The organism is Terrabacter koreensis (genome assembly GCF_054783315.1).
In genome coordinates this window covers 703,031-723,452 of the sequence record NZ_BAAGQU010000005.1, presented here as the reverse complement: position 1 = coordinate 723,452, position 20,422 = coordinate 703,031, and the positions used below count along the sequence as shown (strand labels likewise).

The 20,422-nt window shown below is 73.3% G+C and carries 22 protein-coding genes; 8 read left to right on the top strand and 14 right to left on the bottom strand.

Annotated elements, in window-relative coordinates; all coding sequences use genetic code 11:
- Positions 1-64: 64 nt before the first annotated feature.
- From ACYVNR_RS15620 to ACYVNR_RS15610, 3 genes are read right to left on the bottom strand one after another with little or no spacing between them, the layout of a single operon-like run.
- Positions 65-799 carry an ABC transporter permease gene (locus tag ACYVNR_RS15620; RefSeq protein WP_458801716.1) on the bottom strand — a complete coding sequence of 245 codons (735 nt, stop codon included), beginning with the start codon at positions 797-799 and terminating at the stop codon, positions 65-67.
- Positions 796-1,575, bottom strand: a complete 780-nt coding sequence (locus ACYVNR_RS15615; RefSeq protein ID WP_045187140.1) for an ABC transporter ATP-binding protein — start codon at positions 1,573-1,575, stop codon at positions 796-798. Before ACYVNR_RS15615 ends, ACYVNR_RS15620 begins: the two co-directional genes overlap by 4 nt.
- Positions 1,576-1,585: 10 nt before the next feature.
- Positions 1,586-2,200: a TetR/AcrR family transcriptional regulator gene (locus ACYVNR_RS15610; RefSeq protein ID WP_045187142.1), complete on the bottom strand. Its 615-nt coding sequence runs from the start codon at positions 2,198-2,200 to the stop codon at positions 1,586-1,588.
- Positions 2,201-2,340: 140 nt separating this feature from the next.
- Between ACYVNR_RS15610 and ACYVNR_RS15605 the strand changes: the two genes are divergently transcribed.
- Entirely contained in the window at positions 2,341-2,700 is a 360-nt protein-coding gene (locus tag ACYVNR_RS15605) for an SPW repeat protein (protein ID WP_045187144.1), read from the top strand.
- 49 nt (positions 2,701-2,749) lie between these two features.
- Here the strand turns inward: ACYVNR_RS15605 and ACYVNR_RS15600 are convergent, their stop codons facing one another.
- A complete protein-coding gene (locus tag ACYVNR_RS15600; RefSeq protein ID WP_461049178.1) occupies positions 2,750-4,111 on the bottom strand; it encodes an ankyrin repeat domain-containing protein in 1,362 nt (453 codons plus the stop codon).
- 196 nt (positions 4,112-4,307) lie between these two features.
- Here ACYVNR_RS15600 and ACYVNR_RS15595 point away from each other — a divergent pair, with 196 nt between their 5' ends.
- The 3 genes from ACYVNR_RS15595 to ACYVNR_RS15585 all read left to right on the top strand — a co-directional run bounded on the left by ACYVNR_RS15595 (position 4,308) and on the right by ACYVNR_RS15585 (position 7,160).
- Entirely contained in the window at positions 4,308-5,108 is an 801-nt protein-coding gene (locus tag ACYVNR_RS15595) for a hypothetical protein (protein ID WP_458801725.1), read from the top strand.
- A 7-nt stretch (positions 5,109-5,115) separates the two neighbouring features.
- A complete protein-coding gene (locus ACYVNR_RS15590; protein ID WP_458801727.1) occupies positions 5,116-5,826 on the top strand; it encodes a class I SAM-dependent methyltransferase in 711 nt (236 codons plus the stop codon).
- Positions 5,827-6,044: 218 nt separating this feature from the next.
- Positions 6,045-7,160, top strand: coding sequence for a flavin-containing monooxygenase (locus tag ACYVNR_RS15585; protein WP_461049175.1), 1,116 nt, complete (start codon positions 6,045-6,047; stop codon positions 7,158-7,160).
- Positions 7,161-7,171: 11 nt separating this feature from the next.
- Here ACYVNR_RS15585 and ACYVNR_RS15580 read toward each other — a convergent pair whose 3' ends face one another.
- From ACYVNR_RS15580 to ACYVNR_RS15555, 6 genes are all read right to left on the bottom strand, one after another.
- A complete protein-coding gene (locus tag ACYVNR_RS15580) occupies positions 7,172-8,800 on the bottom strand; it encodes a LuxR C-terminal-related transcriptional regulator (RefSeq protein WP_461049173.1) in 1,629 nt (542 codons plus the stop codon).
- A gap of 113 nt (positions 8,801-8,913) precedes the next feature.
- Entirely contained in the window at positions 8,914-9,798 is an 885-nt protein-coding gene (gene nadC / locus ACYVNR_RS15575) for a carboxylating nicotinate-nucleotide diphosphorylase (RefSeq protein WP_458801733.1), read from the bottom strand.
- Positions 9,795-11,573 (bottom strand): L-aspartate oxidase, encoded by a 1,779-nt coding sequence (locus ACYVNR_RS15570; protein WP_461049171.1) that lies wholly within the window; start codon positions 11,571-11,573, stop codon positions 9,795-9,797. Before ACYVNR_RS15570 ends, nadC begins: the two co-directional genes overlap by 4 nt.
- Before the next feature lie 11 nt (positions 11,574-11,584).
- Complete coding sequence (panD, locus tag ACYVNR_RS15565; RefSeq protein ID WP_045187163.1) at positions 11,585-12,019, bottom strand: aspartate 1-decarboxylase; 435 nt, start codon at positions 12,017-12,019, stop codon at positions 11,585-11,587.
- 47 nt (positions 12,020-12,066) lie between these two features.
- Complete coding sequence (gene panC / locus ACYVNR_RS15560; RefSeq protein ID WP_461049168.1) at positions 12,067-12,987, bottom strand: pantoate--beta-alanine ligase; 921 nt, start codon at positions 12,985-12,987, stop codon at positions 12,067-12,069.
- Positions 12,984-13,892, bottom strand: a complete 909-nt coding sequence (locus tag ACYVNR_RS15555) for a Rossmann-like and DUF2520 domain-containing protein (RefSeq protein ID WP_461049166.1) — start codon at positions 13,890-13,892, stop codon at positions 12,984-12,986. The genes panC and ACYVNR_RS15555 overlap by 4 nt, the downstream gene beginning before the upstream one ends.
- Positions 13,893-13,915: 23 nt before the next feature.
- On the opposite strand from ACYVNR_RS15555, the gene ACYVNR_RS15550 reads away from it, so the two are divergent.
- The 4 genes from ACYVNR_RS15550 to ACYVNR_RS15535 all read left to right on the top strand — a co-directional run bounded on the left by ACYVNR_RS15550 (position 13,916) and on the right by ACYVNR_RS15535 (position 17,117).
- Positions 13,916-14,965 (top strand): SAM-dependent methyltransferase, encoded by a 1,050-nt coding sequence (locus tag ACYVNR_RS15550; protein ID WP_461049164.1) that lies wholly within the window; start codon positions 13,916-13,918, stop codon positions 14,963-14,965.
- Positions 14,966-14,969: 4 nt separating this feature from the next.
- Complete coding sequence (locus ACYVNR_RS15545; RefSeq protein ID WP_461049162.1) at positions 14,970-15,512, top strand: copper resistance CopC family protein; 543 nt, start codon at positions 14,970-14,972, stop codon at positions 15,510-15,512.
- Between the two features lie 241 nt (positions 15,513-15,753).
- Positions 15,754-16,857 (top strand): NADH-quinone oxidoreductase subunit D, encoded by a 1,104-nt coding sequence (locus ACYVNR_RS15540; protein WP_458801862.1) that lies wholly within the window; start codon positions 15,754-15,756, stop codon positions 16,855-16,857.
- An 8-nt stretch (positions 16,858-16,865) separates the two neighbouring features.
- On the top strand, positions 16,866-17,117 hold the full coding sequence (locus ACYVNR_RS15535; RefSeq protein WP_461049160.1) for a hypothetical protein: 252 nt from the start codon (positions 16,866-16,868) through the stop codon (positions 17,115-17,117).
- A gap of 9 nt (positions 17,118-17,126) precedes the next feature.
- Here the strand turns inward: ACYVNR_RS15535 and ACYVNR_RS15530 are convergent, their stop codons facing one another.
- The 4 genes from ACYVNR_RS15530 to folP form a co-directional block, all read right to left on the bottom strand.
- Positions 17,127-18,011, bottom strand: a complete 885-nt coding sequence (locus ACYVNR_RS15530) for a hypothetical protein (protein ID WP_461049158.1) — start codon at positions 18,009-18,011, stop codon at positions 17,127-17,129.
- A 190-nt stretch (positions 18,012-18,201) separates the two neighbouring features.
- Entirely contained in the window at positions 18,202-18,663 is a 462-nt protein-coding gene (locus ACYVNR_RS15525) for a DUF3180 domain-containing protein (protein ID WP_461049156.1), read from the bottom strand.
- Between the two features lie 14 nt (positions 18,664-18,677).
- Positions 18,678-19,565 carry a 2-amino-4-hydroxy-6-hydroxymethyldihydropteridine diphosphokinase gene (gene folK / locus ACYVNR_RS15520; RefSeq protein ID WP_461049154.1) on the bottom strand — a complete coding sequence of 296 codons (888 nt, stop codon included), beginning with the start codon at positions 19,563-19,565 and terminating at the stop codon, positions 18,678-18,680.
- A complete protein-coding gene (gene folP, locus ACYVNR_RS15515) occupies positions 19,565-20,398 on the bottom strand; it encodes a dihydropteroate synthase (RefSeq protein ID WP_461049396.1) in 834 nt (277 codons plus the stop codon). The genes folK and folP overlap by 1 nt, the downstream gene beginning before the upstream one ends.
- Positions 20,399-20,422 lie beyond the last annotated feature (24 nt).

Genomic DNA, 20,422 nt, shown 5'->3' with positions numbered 1-20,422 from the left:
CCTCCCCCGGCTCCAACGCCGCGTTCGGCGGGGTGAAGTGGGGTGAAGGCGGGGGCGTATGCCGTCAGGCGGAGCGGCGACTGAGGGTGAGCGAGCCGAGCGCGAGGGCTCCCGCGATGAAGGCCGCGATGATGCCGAGGTCGGTGAGCACCGTGGTGACCGGGTCGGGGTTGCGGGCGATCTCCTTCATGGCGTCCACGGCGTACGACAGCGGCAGCACGTCGGAGACCCACTCGAGCACGGTGGGCAGCTGGTCGCGCGCGATGAGCAGCCCGCAGAGCAGGAACTGCGGCAGCACGAAGGCCGGCATGAACTGCACGGCCTGGAACTCGGTGCGGGCGAAGCCGCTGGCGAGCAGGCCCAGAGCGGTGCCGAGCACGGCGTCGAAGACGGCCACGACGATGAGCAGCCAGAGCGGGCCCGCGACGTCGAGGTCGCACACCCAGACGGCGAATCCCGTTGCCACAAGAGCCTGCACGACGGCCAGCGCACCGAACGCGGCGGCATACCCGAGCATGAAGTCGCCCTTGCCCATGGGGGTCGTGAGCAGCCGCTCGAGGGTGCCCGACTGGCGCTCGCGCAGGGTGGCGACCGAGGTGACGATGAACATGACGATCATCGGGAAGACGCCGAGCAGGGCCGGGCCGATGGCGTCGAAGACCGGCGTGCCGTCGTAGATCCAGGCGAGCAGCCCGAGCAGGACGCACGGCACGACGATGATGAGCGCGATGGTGCGGTGGTCGGTGCGGACCTGGCGCAGCACGCGTCCGGAGGTGGCGGTGGCGAGACCGGCGTTCACGATGCGCTCCTGTCGGAGGGGGCCGGGGAGGCAGCGGCGCGGGCGGCCTCGGCGTCGATGAGGGCGAGGAAGGCGGCGTCGGCGTCGGGCGCACCGGTGCGGGCGAGCAGCTCGTCCGGGGTGAGGTCGGCGAGCACCTCACCCTCGCGGAGCAGCACGAGCCGGTCGCAGCGGGTGGCCTCGTCCATGACGTGGCTCGAGACGACGAGGGAGTGCCCGCGCTCGGCGAGGCGGCGGAAGAGGGCCCACAGGTCGCGGCGCAGCACGGGGTCGAGCCCGACGGTCGGCTCGTCGAGGACGAGGAGCGTCGGGCGACCGACGAGTGCGGCGGCGAGAGAGACCCGCGACTCCTGGCCCCCGGAGAGGTCCTGCACGAGCTGGTCGGCGTGCGACACGAGGTCGACCTCGGCGAGCGTGCGGTCGACGGCGTCGCGCAGGTCCTGGCCGCGCAGACCGACGGCGCGGCCGAAGTAGGCCACGTTGTCGCGGACGGTGAGGTCGGCGTACACGCTGGGGCTCTGGGTGACGTAGCCGACCTCGTCTCGCAGGACGGGAGATCCGGCGGGGTGGCCGAGCACGGTGACGCTGCCGGCCTCGATGATCTGGACGCCGACGATGCACCGCATGAGCGTGGACTTGCCCGAACCGGAGGGGCCCAGCAACCCGACGACCTGGCCGGACGGGATCACGAGGTCCAGCTTGGGGATGACGCGCCGCTTGCCGCGGACGACCTGCAGACCGCTCACGGCCACTGCCGGTCCACTGTTATTCATCATGTGATGAAATCTACTCCGGTCGGGCGATCCTGTCCACGAGATGCTGCTGCAGGACGGGACCGATGCGCTCGACCAGCTGCTCGCGGGTGGCCTCGGCCAGGGCCGGCACCTTGATGACGTAGCGCGCGACGACCAGTCCGATCATCTGCGAGGCCGCGAGCGCGCCGCGCAGCATCGGGTCGGGCGCCCCGGTCGACGCGGCGATGCGCCCGAACACCTCACGCCCGAGGAACTCGCGCAGCATCCGGGCCGCCTCCTCGCTCGACATGCTCGAGCGCACGAGCGCGACCAGCGCGTCCCGCCGCTCGGGCGGCTCCCACACGCCGAGGAACGTCTCGACGATGCGCCAGCCCAGCCGGTCGACGTCGCCCGCCGTGATGCGGTCGATGAGCTCGGCCGGGTTGACAGGAACGTCGAGGGTCTCGGCGAAGAGCGCCGCCTTGCCGTCGAAGTAGTGGTGCACGAGGGCCGGGTCGACACCGGCCTCACGGGCGATGCCGCGCAGGCTCGTCTTGTCATACCCCTTGGCAGCAAAGGACTTTCGTGCCGCATGGATGATCGCCGAACGGGTGTCCTCGCCGCCCGGCCGCCTCCCCCGCGCCTTCACCGCATCGGGCGTCGTCATGGGGACACCGTATGCCGCTCCTGCCCGTCGGCGCGTGCGCCTCGCACCCGTTGACCCGCCGTTCACGGCGTCCGACAATCGAGGTGTCCGGTCCGCCAACAAGGATCGACGGACCCGCACGAAAGAGGGTCGATGCGACCATGAAGCGATGGACGCATCCGCAGGATGCCCTGCCACTCATTGCCGGCATCTATGCAGCGTTGTCACCCATCTGGACGACAACCACCACCCGGGCCACCACGACGATGATCATCCTCGGCGCCATCGCGGCGGTCGCGGCGGTCGCCGAGCTGGTGCGTCCCGACATCCTCCCCCTCGAGGGGCTCACCGCCCTCATCGGCGTGGCGTTCATCGTCGCGCCGTGGGTCATGGGGTTCAGCGACACCCGCCCGATGGCGTGGACCGCGTGGATCGTCGGCGCCGTCACGTTCCTCGTCGGCGCCGCCGACCTCCAGGTGACCCGCATGCATCACCGCGAGGGCACCGCCACGTCGCACTGAGCCACGTGCGCCGCCCGGGCCGGTGGGAGAGCACCGGCCCGGGCGGTCCTCAGCCATCGAGGCCGGCGTCGGTTCTCGTCGCGCGTCGCAGCAGGGCCTCGGCCGACGCCGCGCGCGCCCAGCGTGCCCACTCGAGCGGCCGGGTGCCATGGCTGTCGTCGCGCGCCTCCGGGTCGGCGCCGGCATCGAGGAGCGCCTGCACGAGCTCGACGTCGTCCATGTAGGCGGCCTGGTGCAGGGCCGTGCGCCCGTCGCGCCGGGCGTCGAGGTCGGCACCGGCAGCCACGGCAGCGCGCACGGCCTCGGGCGATGCGGCCAGGTGGACGTCGGCGGCCGCCTCGGCGACCGCGTCGCCTGCCGCGTCGCCTGCCACCCGCTCGACGTGCCCTCCGGTGTCCACCACCTGGTCGGGCAGGAGGCAGTGCGCGGCCAGGAGGGCGAGCCGCTGGTGAAAGCCGTGCCACCGTGCCCAGTGGACCTGCCGCGCGACCATCTCGTCGACGGTCTCGGCAGACTCGCCGGTGCGCCGGGCCCACACCTCCGACGCCGGCCGCCCGAGCCCGTGGGCGAGGAGCAGCTCGAGGTGGCTGTCGTCCCGGTTGAACATGCGGTTGTAGAGGGCCTGCCGGTCGTTCGGGTCGGCGCCACGCGCCAGCAGCAGCTGCGCCAGAGGCCGCCACTGCGGGTGCCGGGGCTGTCGCGCCGGACCCTGCTCGCCCTCGCCGAAGACGCCGGTCAGGGCCGTGAAGGGGGTCGGCAGCCCCTGCCACAGGTAGCCCGCGTCCGGGTCGGCACCGGCGTCGAGCAGCAGACGCGCTGTCTCGACCGGGTCGCGCTGCGGCATCCGGGAGTAGACGACGTGGAGCAACGGGGCCCAGCGGAAGGGCCCGCCCTCCCGGCTCGCCGCCGACGGGTCCGCGGCGAGGTGACGGGCCACTGCCTCCGCGTCGCCCGCCACCGCGGCGACGAAGATGCTCCGGTCGACGAGGTGCGGCTCCTTCGCGAGCAGCTGTGCCGCCCGCGCCCACCTCGCGGGCTCGTCCCGCTCGGTGTACGTCAGGCACGCGAGCGCCAGCACGGCAGACGCGGACCCCTCCTCCGGGTGCGCGGTGGGAGACTTCGCGCCGTCGGTGGCAGACGGGTCGAGGGCCGCCGGGTCACGGGTCAGCGGTGCGGCCGCCCGAAGGTAGGCGCGGAGTCGCGGCCAGCTCGGCAGGCCGTACGCCCGCGCCACGACGAGCTGCGCGTCCGCGAGGGCGAAGGTGGTGGGGTCGGAGGGCACACCCTCGGGATGGTGGCGGGCGGCATGCGCGAGCGCCTCGGGCTCGGCCAGGCGGACGGCACGCTGCAGCCGTCTCGCATCACGGCGGAACCGCTCGAGGTCGGGGTTGGCGGGCAGGGACAGGGCCATGACGGCCTCCTCTCGTCGTGCCCGCTGTGCGCTGGTCGGGCCGAAAGGAGGTCGGACCGCATACGTCGTGCCACCAGGGAGGCTGAGCCCCTTCCCGCGCACCGGTGGCGCCCTGGACGCCACCACCAGCGTACGCGGCTTCCATTACGTGGGCGCCTTTCACGCGTCGCGAACCTCTGCGACATAAGGTGTTCCGGTGGCTGAAGCACCTCTCGACCTCCCGCGCGTCTGGGTCGAGTTCACCGACCCCGCCGACGCGAACCAGCGCTACCGCTGCGACCTCACCTGGCTGACGAGCAGCTGGACGTGCATCTTCGGCAGCGGCTGCCAGGGCATCTATGCCGGACGGCCCGACGACGGGTGCTGCACGCTCGGCGCGCACTTCACCGAGAAGGACGACTGGAAGCGCGTCGCCAAGGCGGTCGAGGAGCTCGGCGAGGACGAGTGGGAGTACCACTCGGTCGGCACCGCCACCGGCAGCAAGGACGACTGGACCGAGAAGGAGGACGGCGCCCGCAAGACGAAGGTCGTCGACGGCGCCTGCATCTTCCTCAACCGCCCCGGCTTCCCCGCGGGCGCCGGCTGCGCGCTGCACCAGCACGCCGTCCTCACCGGTGTCGAGCCGCACACCCTCAAGCCCGACGTCTGCTGGCAGCTGCCGATCCGGCGCACCTTCCGCACGGTCGAGCTGCCCGACGACTCGAGCTACCTCGAGGTGACGATCACCGAGTACGACCGCCGCGGGTGGGGGCCGGGAGGCCACGACCTCGACTGGTACTGCTCGGGCAACCCCGAGGCGCACGTCGGGCGCGAGCCCGTCTACCGCTCCAACGCGCCCGAGCTGACCGAGCTGATGGGGCCACTCGCGTACGCCGAGCTGGCGATCCGGGCCGAGGCGCACCTCGCCCAGGTCAAGGCGGTTCGCGCCCGCGGCGTGCGCAAGCTGCTGCCGCTGCTCGTGCACCCGGCCACCATCGAGGCCCAGCGGGAGAAGTGAGGTCGGCATGAGCGGTTCCACGGGCGAGCGGCCCGAGATCATCCCGTCGCCCAACATCTGGGAGACACCCGACGTCTACGAGGTCGAGAACCGCGGCGTCGACCGCGACCACGTCATCGAGTCGGCCATGCGCTCGGTGCTCGACTGGGCCGGCCTCGACGTCGTCGACATCGGCTGTGGCACCGGCTTCCACCTCCCCTACTTCGCCTCGACGGCCCGGTCCGTCACGGGGGTCGAGCCGCACCCACCGCTGGCCGCCCTTGCAGCACAACGTGTCTCGGGTATGCCGTCCGTGACCGTGCGCGAGGAGGGCGCCGCCGCGATCGGGGTGCCCGACTCGTCGTTCGACGTCGCGCACGCCCGCTGGGCCTACTTCTTCGGGCCGGGTTCGGAGCCGGGCCTCGCCGAGCTCGACCGTGTCATGCGGCCGGGCGGGGCGGCGTTCGTCGTCGACAACGACGCGACCCGCTCGACGTTCGGCACGTGGTTCCGGCGTGCCCTGCCGTCCTACGACCCGCGTGCCGTCGAGCGGTTCTGGGAGCGGCAGGGCTGGCAGCGCGAGCGGCTCGACATCCGGTGGGACTTCGACTCGCGCAAGGACTTCGAGGCCGTCGTCGGCATCGAGTTCGCACCCGAGCACGCCGACCTGATCCTCGCCGAGCATCCCGACGCGACGGGCGTCGACTACGCCGTCAACCTCTGGCACCGCCGGTTCTGACCGTCGAAAGGCCGAAGTCCGCGGCCCCCCACCGGTCGAGTGGCCACTCTTTGCCGCCCCGTCGCAGTCGAGAGGCCACCTGCGGCTGCCACGCCCGCGTGGTCATTTCGACCCATCAGCCACTGCGCGCAGTTGGTCATCCCGGCCGACGCGGCGCACCGGCCCGCCTTCCTACCGTGGCTCCACGACCACAGGTCCGGACACCACGGAGGGACATCATGGAGACCATCGACACCGTCATCATCGGCGCCGGGCAGGCGGGGCTGGCGACGGCTCGCGAGCTCGTCACCCACGGGCACGAGTGCGTCGTGCTCGAGCGCAACACGGCCGTCGGCGACGGCTGGCGACAGCAGTACGACTCGCTGCGCCTCTACACCTCGGCCAGGCACGACTCGCTGCCCGGCCTGGCCTTCCCCGGCGACCCGAAGGCCTTCCCCGGCAAGGACGACATCGCCACCTACCTCCAGTCGTATGCCGCCCACTTCCGTCTTCCCGTGCGGCTCGGCGTACGCGTCGAGCGCCTGACGAGGGCGCCGGGCGGCGACGGGTTTGCCGTGACCACCGACCACGGCGCCATCCAGTGTCGCAACGTCGTCGTCGCCACCGGCACCTTCGGCCGCACACCGGTCGTGCCCGCGTTCGGCGCCGACCTCGACCCGTCGATCCTCCAGCTGCACTCGAGCGAGTACCGCCGGCCGAGCCAGCTGCGAGACGGCCGCGTCCTCGTCGTCGGCGCCTCGCACTCCGGGTGCGACATCGCGTACGAGCTGGCCCAGGACCGGCCGACCGTCCTGGCCGGGCGCGACTGCGGCCAGATCCCCGTGCGATGGGAGTCGCCCGCCATCCACGCCGTCTTCCCCTTCCTGCTCTTCGCCTGGCGGCACGTGCTCACCCGCCGCACGCCGATGGGCCGCAAGGCGATGAACGAGATCCGCCACCACGGCGGCCCGATGCTCCGCGTCAAGCGCGACGACCTCGCGGCTCGGGGCGTGGACAGGCAACTCGGGCGGGTCGTCGGCGTCACCGGCGGGCTGCCGACGCTCGACGACGGCACCGTCGTCGACGCGGCCAACGTCATCTGGGCGACCGGCTTCGCGCCCCAGTTCGACTGGATCGACCTGCCCGTCGTCGGTGACGACGGGTGGCCGCGCGAGTACCGCGGGGTGGCGCGCGACGTCGAAGGCCTCTTCTTCTGCGGCCTCGCCTTCCAGTACGCGTTCGCCTCGATGGTGCTGCCCGGTGTGGGTCGCGATGCCGCCTACGTCGCGAGCCAGATCATGAAGCGCGCCGGCACGACGGCGCCGGCGGCACCCCACGCCGCTGTGCGGACCTGAGCCGGCATCCGTCAGAGAAGGTCGTTCTCGAAGGCGAAAGCGGCTGCAGCAGTGCGGCTCCCGACTCCGAGCTTGGCGAAGATGTTGCTGAGGTGCCGGGCCACCGTGCGGTCGCTCAGCACGAGGTCGGCCGCGATCTGCGCGTTGCTCCGGCCGGCAGCCACCAGTCGGAGGACCTCGATCTCGCGCTCGCTCAGTCCTGCCGGCCGGTGCGCCGGCCCGAGCTCGCGACCCACCGCGTCGACGTCCGGCTTGGCCCCGAGCGTCTGGAACGTCTGGCGGGCCGCGGCGAGCGAGAGCCGTCCGGTCTCGGTGTCGCCGAGGGCGACGAGGGCTCGCCCGGTCGCGGCCTGGGCCGACGCGGCCTCGTAGGGCATGTCGAGGCGCACCCACGCCTGGTGCGCCCGGCGCAGGTAGGGCAACGCGCCCGCCGGGTCACCACCCGACAGCTCGACGAGACCACCGGCATACGCAGCCCTCGCAGCAAGGATGTCTGAGCCGAACGACCTTGCGTACGCGTCCAGCTCGGAGGCGCACGCGCGTGCCGTCTCCGTGTCGCCGGTCGCGAGCAGCACCGCGATCACACCGGGCAGGATGCGAGCGCGGGCCACGTCGGTCCGCGTCTCCGCCAGGAGCCGACGGACGGCGCCGGCAGCGGCCGCCGCTGAGCCACGGGCGAGCCACAGCAGGGCCGACCCGGGCTGGGGATCATGCCCCTGCTCGGCACTCGTCGCATACGCCTCCTCGGCGTGCACCCAGTCCCCTCGCAGGCGGTGCAGGTCGCCGAGCTCGGTGGCGGCAAGCCCGATGGCGGGGAAGGCGCCGGCACGGCGGTAGCGGTCGATGGCCGACGCGAGCTCCTCGACCGCTTCGTCCCACGCCCCGCGTGCCACCATGACCTGGCCGCGGTGCAGGGCGCACTGTCCGGTGAAGGTGACGAGGCCGGGATGCCGCGCGCACCAGCGCTCCAGCACGTGCGTCCACTCCTCGACGCGGCGCAGGTCCGAGACCTCCTGACAACCCTCGATGGCGGTGCAGTAGACGTTGCCGAGCAGGATCGGCTCGAGGGTCTGGCCGGCCGTCTCGAGCATCGACTCGTCGAGGAGCGAGAGTCCGTCGGCGATCCGTCCGCCGTAGATCGCCATCCGGCCCTGGGCGCAGAGGCCCGCCGCGACGAGACCCTGGTCGCCGTGCCGGCGTGCCGCGTCGGTCGCCTGCTCGGCGCACTCGAGGGCGGCCGCGAAGTCACCCCGGCCGAGGTGCACGAACATCCGCGAGAAGCTCAGGTAGCCGGCCTCGAGGCTGCCGTCTGGCAGGTCCGCCACGATGCGCTCACCGCGAGCGAGCCAGCCGGAGGCGGTTGCATGGTCGCTCGTGAGGCGCGGCACCATCGACAGGTGGAAGGCGCAGCGAGCCGCCCGTTCGGGCTCGTTGGCCGCGACCCGCTTGTCGAAGGCGCGACGGTAGCGGTCGAGGGCTTCGTCCGGACGGCCGAGCAGCTGGGCCGCCTCCCCCGCCGACTCGAGGTCGGCTGCTGTCAGCCCCTCGGGTTCGAGCGCCGACCAGCGCTCGAGGGCCGCAGCCCACTCCCCGCGCTCGAACTCGGATCTCGCGCGGACCAGCTCGTCGACGACGCCCACGACACCCTCCTTCGTCGCAGGGTACGCCTGCGACGAGGCCAGGCCACGGGTCGAGGAGGCCGCGCGTGGCCTCTCGACGGCGCAGGGACCGCGAACTTCGGCCTCTCGACGGGTCAGTCGGTGAGGTCGAGGGCGATGTCGACGATGGGTGAGCTGTGCGTCAGGCCACCGACGGACACGAAGTCGACGCCGGTGCCGGCGTACTCCCTCACGACCTCGAGCGTGAGGCCGCCCGTCGCCTCGATCTCGACCGGCTCACCCGCCGCCCGCAGCAGCCGCACCGTCTCGCCGAGCACGTCGACCGACATGTTGTCGCACATGATGAAGCGCGCGCCGGCGTCGTAGGCCTCCCGCGCCTCGGCGGGCGTCGTGACCTCGACCTGCACGTCCACGTCCGGGAAGCGCTCGCGCACCAGGGCGTACGCCGCGGCGACGGAGCCCGCGGCCAGCTTGTGGTTGTCCTTGATCATGGCGACGTCGAAGAGCCCCATGCGCTTGTTGGTGCCGCCGCCACAGCGGACGGCGTACTTCTCCAGCCAGCGCATGCCGGGCGTCGTCTTGCGGGTGTCGAGGACCATGGTCGACGTGCCCTCGAGCGCGTCGGCCCACCGGCGTGTGTGGGTGGCGACGCCCGAGAGCCGGCTGAGGATGTTGAGGATGGTGCGCTCGGCCACCAGGACGACCTGGGTGGGGCCGGTGAGTCGCGCGATGACGTCACCGCGCTCGAGCCGCGCACCGTCGTCGTTGACCACCTCGACCGAGGGCACCTCTCCCCCGACCTTCTCGGCGACGGCGGCGAGCACGAGCCCGATCACCGGCACCCCGGCCACGACGCCGGGCGCGCGCGCCACGATCTCGGCCGTGCGCACCTGGTCGGCGGGGATCGTCGCGAGGGTCGTCACGTCGAGACCGTCGGGACCGAGGTCCTCGCGCAAGGCGACGGTGACGAGCTCGCGAGCCCAGTCGAGCGGGAAGCCACTCAGGCCGTCGGCGGTCACCGGCGTCCCTCCATCCGTGAGTCGTCCTGTGCCACAGCGGTTTCTGCGGCAGCCGTGTTGTCGAGGTCCAGGCCGTCGAGGTTGGACTGCGGCACCGGCACCACCCGCGCCTCGACCGTTCCCGAGGCCGCGCGACGCAGGTGCACGTGGTGCAGGAAGTGCTCGTCGTCGCGGGCCGGGAAGTCCTCGCGCACGTGACCGCCGCGGGTCTCCTCACGCAGCGCGGCGGCATACGTGAGCGCCCGGCCGAGGTGCAGCAGGTTGGTGGTCTCCCAGCTCTTGGGGCCACCCTGCTTCTCGGCGTCGTCGGTGACGGCACGGCTGGCGAGCTCGGCGAGCGTCGCCTGCGTGCTGGCCAGCGACGACGCGGAGCGCACCGTGCCCGACCCGGCGGTCATGGCGCGCTGGACGTCGATGCGGCGCTTGCCGCGGATCAGCTCGGGCTCACCGGCAGGCTCGACGGGCGTGGTCTCGGGCAGCTCGCCGGCGCCGAGCCGGGCCGTGAGGTCGTCGGCGATGCGACGGGCGAAGACGAGGCCCTCGAGGAGCGAGTTGGAGGCGAGGCGGTTGGCGCCGTGGACGCCGGTGCACGACGTCTCGCCGCACGCGTACAGGCCCTCGACGGAGGTGCGGCCGCGCAGGTCGGTGCGCACGCCGCCGGACGCGTAGTGCTGGGCGGGCGCGACGGGGAGCAGCTGGGTGGCCGGGTCGAAGCCGAGCTCGCGGCAGCGCTGCACGATCGACGGGAAGCGCTGCTCGAGGAACTCGGCGCCGAGGTGGCGGCAGTCGAGGTAGACGTGGTCGGTGCCCGTCTCGCGCATGCGGGCGATGATCGCCCTGGCCACGACGTCGCGCGGGGCGAGGTCGGCGAGCGGGTGCTGCCCCTGCATGAACCGCTCCCCCGCCTCGTCGACGAGGAAGGCGCCCTCGCCGCGGACGGCCTCGGAGATGAGCGGCTGCTGGCCGCGCGAGCCCTCGCCGAGCCAGAGCACCGTCGGGTGGAACTGGACGAACTCGAGGTCGGCGAGCACGGCGCCGGCGCGCAGGGCCGCGGCCATGCCGTCGCCGGTCGCGACGGACGGGTTCGTGGTCGAGGCGTAGATCTGCCCGAGGCCACCGGTCGCGAGCACGACGGCCCGCGCGTGGGCCGCGCCGACACCGTCGACCTGGCCCTCTCCGATGACGTGCAGCGTGACGCCGCAGACGCGCTCCTCGGCATCGGTGAGCAGGTCGACGACGAGGGCGTGCTCGATGACCTCGATGCCGGGGTCGTCACGCACGCGGTCGAGCGCGGCGATGAGGGCCCGGCTGATCTCGCGGCCCGTCGCGTCGCCGCCCGCGTGCAGGATGCGGTCGCGGTGGTGGCCGCCCTCGCGGGTCAGCGAGAGCCCGCCGCTGTCGCCGCGGTCGAAGTCGGCGCCGAGGGCGATGAGGTCCCACACGGCGTCGGTGCCCTCGGTGACGAGGGCCTCGACGGCCTCGACGTCACAGAGCCCGACGCCGGCGACGAGGGTGTCGTGCACGTGCTCCGCAGCGCTGTCCTCGGGTGACATGACGGCCGCGATGCCGCCCTGCGCCCACGCGGTCGAACCCTCGTCGAGCACCGTCTTCGTGACGAGCAGCACGCGGTCGACACGGCGCCGCAGGCGCAGCGCCGTGGTGAGGCCGGCGATGCCGGAGCCGACGACGATGACGTCGGCGGTGGTCGTCCAGCCGGGCGCGGGCGCACGCAGCCGCCGCGACACGGTCACGTCGGGGAGCCCGCTCTGCGGCATACGGTGGCCTCTCAGTCCTGGTAGTCGTGGTGGCGCTCGGTGACGGCGGACGTCAGGAGGCCGAAGCCGTCGGGGACGTCCCCCGCATCGTGCCCCACCTCGACGACGCGGTTGTGGTCGTCGACGAAGACGACCTGCGGCTCGAAGGTACGCGCCTCGGCGTCGTCCATGGCGGCGTACGCGATGATGATGACGGTGTCACCGGGCGAGATGAGCCGCGCCGCAGCGCCGTTGATGCAGACGATGCCCGAGCCTCGCTCGCCCTCGATGGCGTACGTCGTGAGCCGGTTGCCGTTGTCGACGTCGACGACGTCGACCTGCTGACCCGGCCACAGGTCGGCCGCGTCGAGCAGGTCGCGGTCGATGGTGAGCGACCCGACGTAGTGCAGGTCGGCCTGGGTCACCTTGGCTCGGTGGATCTTCGAGTGGAGCATGAAGCGCTGCACGGTCTGGACTTCCTTGGAGGGTGAAAGACGTTGCGGGTGTGAAGAACTCAGGTCTGCGTGAAGGTCTCGAGCGCCCCACCGTCGGGGCCGACGAGCACGGGCAGGTTGTCGATGAGGCGGGTCGTGCCGACGCGGCCCGCCACGGCGAGGAGCGCCTCGCCCCGGTACCACTCGGGCACGTCCTCGAGGGTGTCGGGGTGCACGAGCACGAGGTAGTCGATGAGGGCGAGCGGCTCGCGCACCAGCACCGCCCGGGCCGCCCGGCGCACGGCCGACGGCCCCTCGGCCGCGGCCGCGGCACCCGCCCGCAGGGCCGCCGACAGGCACAGCGCCGTCTCGCGGTCGGACTGCGTGAGGTAGGTGTTGCGGCTCGACATCGCCAGGCCGTCGGGCTCACGGACGGTCGGCACCGACACGACCTGCACCGGGAAGTCGAGGTCGCGGCACATTCGCCGGATGAGGAGCAGCTGCTGGGCGTCCTTCTGCCCGAAGTAGGCCGCGTTGCACCGCGTGAGGTGCATGAGCTTGCCGACCACGGTGAGCATCCCGTCGAAGTGGCCCGGCCGGGCCTGGCCCTCGAGCACGTCGCCGAGCGGGCCGGCCGAGACGCGCACGCCGGGGTCGCCGTCGGGGTAGATGACGTCGGGCGTCGGGGCGAAGACGAGGTCGACACCCGCGGCGGTGCAGATCTCGAGGTCGGCGTCGAAGGTGCGCGGGTAGCGCGAGAGGTCCTCCTTGGGCCCGAACTGGAGCGGGTTGAGGAAGATCGTCACGACGACGTGCGCGTGCTTCTCGCGGGCCGTGTGGATGAGCGTCGCGTGCCCCTCGTGGAGCGCCCCCATCGTCATGACGACGGCGACGTCGCCGTCGTCGAGCGCCGCGCGGGCCTCGCGCAGCTCGTCGCGGGTCCGGGCCACCACGGGTGTCGAGAGTGCGGTGGGTGCGGTGGGTGCCGCAGGTCGTGTCACGGTTGCTCCTCCTCGTGCGCCAGCAGCTCGAGCAGCGGGCCGGCGGCGGACGCACGAAGGCGCCCGCTGAGCAGGGCCCGCTGTGCCGTCGCCCGGGCCAGCGCGAGGTAGGTCGGGTGGATGTCCGGTGCGACCTTGCGCAGCATCGCGACGTGCCCGGCAACGGTACCGGCATCGCCGCGCGCCACCGGACCGGTGAGGGCTGCGTCACCCCGCTGCAGGGTGTTGGCGAGCGCCGCCGTGAGGAGCGGCTCGAGCAGGCGGGCCGGGTCCTCGATGCCGGTCTCGCCGAGCAGCTGCATCGCCTGGGCCACGAGGGTGACGAGGTGGTTGGCGCCGTGGGCGAGGGCCGCGTGGTAGGTGACGCGGTCGTCCTCGGCGACCCACACGGGCTCGCCGCCCATCTCGATCACGAGCGCCTCGCCGACCGGCCGCGCGAGGTCGACGGTGGTGACGCCGAAGCAGCAGCCGCCGAGCCGCTCGAGGTCCAGGGCCGTGCCGGTGAACGTCATGGCCGGGTGGAGGGCGAGCGGGATGATGTCGCTCGGTGCGGCCGCCTCGAAGACGGAGATGCCGTGTGCGCCGGACGTGTGCATGACGAGCTGGCCGGGGGTGAAGGTGCCTGTCGAGCTGAGTCCGGCGACGAGCGGCTCGAGGGCGTCGTCGGGAACCGCGAGCACGACGAGGTGTGCGCCCGACACGACCTCGGGGATGGGCTTCACCGGCACGCCCGGCAACAGGGTGGCGGCCCGCTCGAGACTGGCCTCGCTGACTGCCGAGACGCCCGTGACGACGTGGCCGGCCCGCACGAGCGCCGCGCCGAGCACTGCGCCGACGCGCCCTGCCCCGACGATGCCGACGTCGAAGCGCGCGGGGCGGTCGTGCGGGGTGCTCACCCACGGCACGCTATCGCCTACAGTCCGGAGGCGTGGATCCCGTTCCGTGGCACGACGCGTGGCACGACGCCCTGTATGCCGCCGGGCGCGGTTTCTACGTCGCGCGCGGTGGGCCGGCGGCGCACTTCACGACGGCAGCGCACGGTCCGACCGGGCGCGTGCTGGCCGAGGTTCTCCTGCGCCTCTGGCAGGCGCGCCACGGCGACCCGCTGCCGTCGGTCGTCGTCGACGTCGGCGCCGGCCGGGGCGAGCTGGCGACGCACCTCGTCGCCGCCTTCGCCGAGGCCGCCGAGCCGGGGTATGCCGTCGCGCCGGGTCGCGACGAGCCACCTCGACGCGCGCGAGTGGAGGGCGACGGCGTGCGCGTCGTCGCCGTCGACGTCGTGGACCGCCCGGACGGCCTCGACCCCCGCGTCGAGTGGCTGAGGTCCCCCGGAGGCGCCGACCTGCCTGCCGAGGTCCACGGGCTGGAGGATGCGCTCGTCGTCGCCCACGAGTGGCTCGACGTCGTGCCGTGCACCGTGGCCGAGGTGGACGCGAGCGGCGTGCTGCGCGAGGTCCTCGTCCACCCCACGACCGGCGACGAGTCACCCGGCGGCCCGCTGACCGACGCCGACGCGCGGTGGGCCCGGGACCACTGGCCCGACGCCGCACCGGGCGACCGGGTCGAGGTGGGACGGTCCCGCGACCGGGCGTGGGCCGACCTCGTCGCCCGGGTCACCTCGGGCACTCTCGTGGCCGTGGACTACGGCCACACCGCGACCGAGCGGCCGCACGAGGGGACGCTGACGGCATACGCGAGGGGCGGGCTGACCCACCGCGTGCCCGACGGCTCGTGCGACCTCACGGCCCACGTCGCGATGGACACGCTCGACGCCGACGAGCTGCACCGGCAGCGCGACCTGCTGCGTTCACTGGGCCTCACCGGCGCCCGGCCCGACCACGCCCTCGCCGGCACCGACCCGCTCGGCTACCTCCGCGCCCTGGAGCGCGCAGGCGCCGAGGCCGAGCTCGCCCGGCGCGGTGGGTTCGGGGACTTCTGGTGGGCGCTCAAGCGCGTGAACGGGCCCGACGTACCCTGACCGCATGCGTCGTCTCGCCTCCGCGCTGCTCGCCCTCGGACTCCTCGTCGCGGTGCCCACCACCGCCCTGGCGCACGACGTGCTCGAGCGGACGAACCCCGCCGACGGCACGACGGTCTCGACGATGCCTGCCTCGGTGGTGCTCACGTTCTCCGAGGACCCCCTCGCGATCGGCGCCCAGGTGGTCGTCACCGGGCCCTCCGGCGCGGTCTCGTCGGGCGCCCCGACGGTCACCGGGCGGGACGTCACACAGGCCGTCGCGCCCGACGCACCCGGCGGCGACTACACGGTGACCTACCGCGTCACCTCGGGAGACGGGCACCCGGTGAGCGGCACGTTCTCGTTCCACGCGACGGTCGGGCTCGACGGGTCCACGGCGACCGCCCCCGCCACCGTGCACGTGCGCCCGGTCGACACCGAGGAGCAGGCGGCCGCCCGCGGCTCGCTGCTCGTGCCGATCCTGCTCACGGTCGTGTCGACGGTCCTGCTGCTCGGGCTCGCCGGCTACCTCGTGCTCCGCAGCCGCGAAGCGGACCGCCGCCCCTGACCGGCCTGACCCCGCTCAGCTCGCTCATGTCGTCTCCTCGAGGCGGGTGCGGTCGCCGCACCGACGCTACGCCGGGTGACGTGCGGAACGGGGCTCACGGCATACTCGGGCGCATGAGCCACGTAGGGTCGACTCCGTGAGCGAGACGACGACGCCGGCGACCCCGACGACGCCGACGGCGTCCTCGCGCGAGCGTGCCCTGACGGTCGGTGTCGGCGCGGGCGGGCTCGCGACCGCCGACATGGTGCTCAACATCGGCCCGCAGCACCCGGCCACGCACGGCGTGCTGCGCCTGCGCATCGTCGTCGACGGCGAGCGCATCGTCAGCGCCGAGCCGGTCATCGGCTACATGCACCGCGGCGCCGAGAAGCTCTTCGAGGTGCGCGACTACCGCCAGATCATCGTGCTCGCCAACCGGCACGACTGGCTCAGCGCCTTCAGCAACGAGCTCGGCGTCGTGCTCGGCGTCGAGCAGATGCTCGGCATGGAGGTGCCCGAGCGAGCCGTCTGGGCGCGCACCGCGCTCGCCGAGCTCAACCGCGTGCTCAACCACCTGATGTTCCTCGGCAGCTACCCGCTCGAGCTCGGCGCGATCACGCCGGTCTTCCACGCGTTCCGCGAGCGCGAGGAGCTCCAGGCCGTGATGGAGGAGGTCTCGGGCGGCCGCATGCACTACATGTTCAACCGCGTCGGCGGCCTGAAGGAGGACCTGCCGGCCGGCTGGATGGGCCGGGTCGACAAGGCGATCGCCAACGTGCGCAAGCGGCTTCCCTCGCTCGAGCGCCTCATCGTCGGCAACGAGATCCTCGAGGCTCGCACCCGCGGCGTCGGGGTGCTCCCGCTCGAGACCGTCCGGGCGTACGGCGTCTCGGGCCCGATCGCGCGGGCGAGCGGCCTCGACGTCGACCTGCGCCGCGACGCGCCCTACCTCGCCTACGGCGAGCTCTTCGGCGACAAGGGTCCGGGGCGCGTCGTCACCCGCTCCGCCGGCGACTGCCTCGCGCGCCTCGAGGTGCTGCTCGAGCAGGTGCACGTCTCGCTCGACCTCGCGCAGGCCTGCCTCGACCGGCTCGTCCAGCTGCCGCAGGGACCGATCAACGTCAAGCTGCCCAAGGTGCTCAAGGTCCCCGAGGGCCAGATCTACTGCGCCACCGAGAACCCCCTCGGCTTCAACGGCTACTACCTCGTCTCGCGCGGCGAGAAGACGCCGTGGCGGCTCAAGCTGCGCTCCGCGTCGTTCAACAACGTCAGCGTGCTCTCGGAGATGCTGCCCGGCCAGCTCATCGCCGACATGGTCGCGATCCTCGGCTCGATGTTCTTCGTCGTCGGCGACGTGGACAAGTGAGGGGCGTCGTGCCGGACCCCTTCCCCTCGCGTATGCCGTCGCGCCGGGTCACCCGCGCGACCGTCCTACGTGCCGCAGCCGTCACGGTCATCACCGCCTCCGTCACGCTCGCCGCGGCCTGCTCGGACGAGGACACCGTCGACACGGTGCCGCCCCCCTGGCCGACCCGCACGACGACGCCCGACGGCCCGCCCCAGCCGCCCACCTCGACCACCGAGCCCGTGCCCTCGTCGACGGCCACCGTCACCGGCACCACCTGAGGGGCGTCGTCAGAAGGCGGGCACGCCGGCCACCCTGGGCCGACCGGACACGACGTCGATGACGGGCCGCGAGCCCAACGGCTTCGCCAGCTGCACGCGGGCCGGGAGCGACGCGTAGTCGGCCGTGCACGCCGTGCCCTTGGGCAGCGGGGGTGTGGTGCCGCCGACGACCACCATGTCGTCCAGCTCGACGACGTGCGCGACGAGGCCCTCGTCGCAGCCGCCCCCGGCAATGCCGACCTCGATCGTCGCGCCGTCGACGCGCCTCAGCGAGTCCATGCCCCGCACCCCGTCCGGCGGGCTCGGCAGGCCCGGCAGCGGGTCCTGCGGCTGCGGGCGGGTGAACACCCCGTCCGCGACCGCGATGACCGAGATGGTGTGCGGGAGGCCCTGGATGGTCAACCGCCAGACGGGGACCGTCGCGTCGCCCTGGGTGGTGCGCACCTTCGCCTCGGCGAGCACCGCCCTGGACACGACGAGCCGGCACGAGTCGGCCGGGACGCCGTCACAGGGCTTCGGGCCGGCGAGCGCGCCGTCGAGGGCGCGGTCGAGGGCAGGGCGCACGGCGACGAGGTCGACGGGACGGCTGCCGCCGTCAGGGAGCCGCACGGTCCCGCTGCCCGCCGCAGCCCGGTCGACGCCGGGAGCGAAGGTGACGTGGCCGTACATCCAGGCGATCTTCTGCTCGCTCGTCTCGAAGCCCTCGTCCAGGGCCCAGCTCGAGAGGAGCACGGGTCCGGTCGGGGGCACGGGCAGCCCGGCGCGACGCACCGCCTCGGCGACGACCCTCGCACGCTCGGCGAACTCCGCCGACGGGGGGCGGACCGGCACGAACGCCGTGCCCGGGGGCGCCGGGGCCGTGCCCAGGCCGTCCCGCACCGGGACGCTCGTCACGGCGTCTGAGCCACCCGGGCCGCCAGAGCCGCCCGGGCTACCCGGCGCCACTGCGGACCCACAGCCGGCGAGCAGGCCCGCGCCGAGCGCCAGCGTGACGGCCCACCGACGGGTGCGCCCGGTCGTCCCTGCACGTGCCCCCAGAGGTCCCATGTCATGGATGACACCGGACGGAGGCGGTTCGTTGCGCTCAGGCGCGGTCGGGGTCGTCGTCCTCGTCGTCGCGTGGTCGCAGCCGGCACCAGGCCTGCACGAGCATCCCCGCGGCGGCCAGCAGCACGGCGACGGCAGCGTGCACCAGGAACGGCCAGATGCGGCCGCGCTGGGACTCGACGTCGGCGTCGGGCAGCAGCACGAGCACGTTGGCGAGGTACCAGCCGACCAGCACCGAGCCGGTGAGCGCCCCGGCCTGCCCGAGCACGAGCGTGCGGGCGGCCCTGAGCGGCGTGATCGCGGGGTTCGGCGCGCCGTCACGCACCTTGCGCACCTGCCACCCGGCGACCAGCAGGCCGCCGCCGAGGAAGAGCATGGCAACCGCCCCGACCCAGCCCGGCTCGGGCACGGAGCTGCCGCCGGACGACATCAGCCGCAGCACGAGCCAGACGAGCACCGTCATGGCGACGGCCGCGAGCACGAGGGTCGTGGCGCGCACGCCGGAGTGTGGTCTCACTGCTGCTCCCAGGGGGGACCGGGGCGCACACCCGATCGGTCGAGGTCGGCCAGGAGGTCCGCCACCCGACGTATGCCGTCCGCGCCGGGTGCGATGCGCAGCGTGGCCCTCGGGTCGGCGTCGTTCCACGGCACGAGCACGAAGGCGCGCTCGTGGGCACGAGGGTGCGGAAGGGTGAGCTCGGGGTCGTCGTCGACGACCTCGCGGTGACCGCCTGGCTGGCCGTACTGGACCAGGTCGAGGTCGAGGGTCCTTGCACCCCAACGGGTTTCGCGGGTGCGGCCGTGGTCGGCCTCGATGCGGTGCAGCTCGGCCAGCAGGTCGTGCGGGTGCAGCAGCGAGCGTGCCACGACGACCGCGTTGAGGTACTCCGGCTGCTCGGGGCCGCCGACCGGGTCGGTCGCGACGATGTCGGAGACGGCCGTCACGGTGAGGCCCGGCAGCGCGGTGAGCGAGGCGACGGCATCGACGAGGGTCTGGCCGCGGTCGCCGAGGTTGGTGCCGAGCGCGATGACGACGTGGGCCGCGTTGGTGCGTTCGATGCGCACCTGGACGTCGGTGAAGGGCTGCCCCACGGGCGCCTCGGGCTTGTGCACGACGACCTCGACCCGGTCGACGAGGTCGTGGCGCAGCACGTCGTCGGCGATGACCTCGGCGAGCCGTTCGATGAGGTCGAAGGAGGGCCCGGTGATGCGGGCGACCACGTCGGCGGCGACGTCGGCGTAGTTGACGGTGGCGGCGAGGGCGTCGGTGCGCCCGGCCGGCTCGAGGTCGATGACCATCGTCACGTCGACGACGAACGTCTGGCCGTCGCGCTTCTCGACGTCGAGCACGCCGTGGTTGCCGCGGGCGGAGACGCCCTGCAGCACGATGCGGTCGACCATCAGTCGGTGTCCTCCAGGTGGTCCGGCGGGTCGGCCGGGGCGTGGTCGAGGGCGGCCTGCACGACCGAGAGGGCACGCACGGTCGAGGCGACGTCGTGCACGCGTACGCACCACAGACCCGCCATCGCCGCCATCACCGAGGTGGCCGTCGTCTCGACGTCGCGCTCGGCAGCCGGGCGGGGAGCCTCGTCGCCGCCGCGGCCGAGGCGTCCGAGGAACGTCTTGCGCGACGCGCCGAGCAGGACGGGGTGACCCAGGTCTTGGAGCGCCGGTAGCGCCGCCATGAGGGCCCAGTTGTGGTCGGCGTTCTTGGCGAAGCCGAGCCCCGGGTCGAGCACGAGGTTGTGCGCCTCGATGCCTCCACGCAGCAGGGCGTCTCGGCGCTCGGCGAGCTCGCGGCACACGTCGTCGACGACGTCGTCGTAGTGGGCCCGCGACTGCATGCTCGTGCTGTGGCCCCGCCAGTGCATTGCGATGAAGGGCAGCCGGTCGGCGGCCACCCAGGGCACCATCTCGGGGTCGGCCAGTCCACCGGAGACGTCGTTGACGATCGTGGCACCGGCATCGACGGCCGCGCGTGCCACCGCGGCGCGCATCGTGTCGACCGAGATGACGGCGCCCTCGGCGGCGAGAGCGGTGACGACGGGCACGACGCGGCGCAGCTCCTCCTCGACGGAGGGGCGCTCGGCACCCGGTCGCGTGGACTCCCCTCCGACGTCGACGATGTCGGCGCCCGCAGCCAGCACCTCGCGGCCGTGCGCGACGGCGGCGTCCTGCTCGAACCACTCCCCGCCGTCGGAGAACGAGTCGGGGGTGACGTTGACGACCCCCATGACGAGGGTGCGTTCGCGCTCGCC

Bases quoted from the DNA above. Each gene is read 5' to 3' on its own strand.
- ACYVNR_RS15615 (WP_045187140.1), bottom strand. From the start codon at position 1,575: ATGATGAATAACAGTGGACCGGCAGTGGCCGTGAGCGGTCTGCAGGTC.
- ACYVNR_RS15610 (WP_045187142.1), bottom strand. From the start codon at position 2,200: ATGACGACGCCCGATGCGGTGAAGGCGCGGGGGAGGCGGCCGGGCGGC.
- ACYVNR_RS15605 (WP_045187144.1), top strand. From the start codon at position 2,341: ATGAAGCGATGGACGCATCCGCAGGATGCCCTGCCACTCATTGCCGGC.
- ACYVNR_RS15600 (WP_461049178.1), bottom strand. From the start codon at position 4,111: ATGGCCCTGTCCCTGCCCGCCAACCCCGACCTCGAGCGGTTCCGCCGT.
- ACYVNR_RS15590 (WP_458801727.1), top strand. From the start codon at position 5,116: ATGAGCGGTTCCACGGGCGAGCGGCCCGAGATCATCCCGTCGCCCAAC.
- ACYVNR_RS15585 (WP_461049175.1), top strand. From the start codon at position 6,045: ATGGAGACCATCGACACCGTCATCATCGGCGCCGGGCAGGCGGGGCTG.
- ACYVNR_RS15570 (WP_461049171.1), bottom strand. From the start codon at position 11,573: ATGCCGCAGAGCGGGCTCCCCGACGTGACCGTGTCGCGGCGGCTGCGT.
- ACYVNR_RS15545 (WP_461049162.1), top strand. From the start codon at position 14,970: ATGCGTCGTCTCGCCTCCGCGCTGCTCGCCCTCGGACTCCTCGTCGCG.
- ACYVNR_RS15540 (WP_458801862.1), top strand. From the start codon at position 15,754: ATGGTGCTCAACATCGGCCCGCAGCACCCGGCCACGCACGGCGTGCTG.
- folK (WP_461049154.1), bottom strand. From the start codon at position 19,565: ATGGTCGACCGCATCGTGCTGCAGGGCGTCTCCGCCCGCGGCAACCAC.
- folP (WP_461049396.1), bottom strand. From the start codon at position 20,398: ATGGGGGTCGTCAACGTCACCCCCGACTCGTTCTCCGACGGCGGGGAG.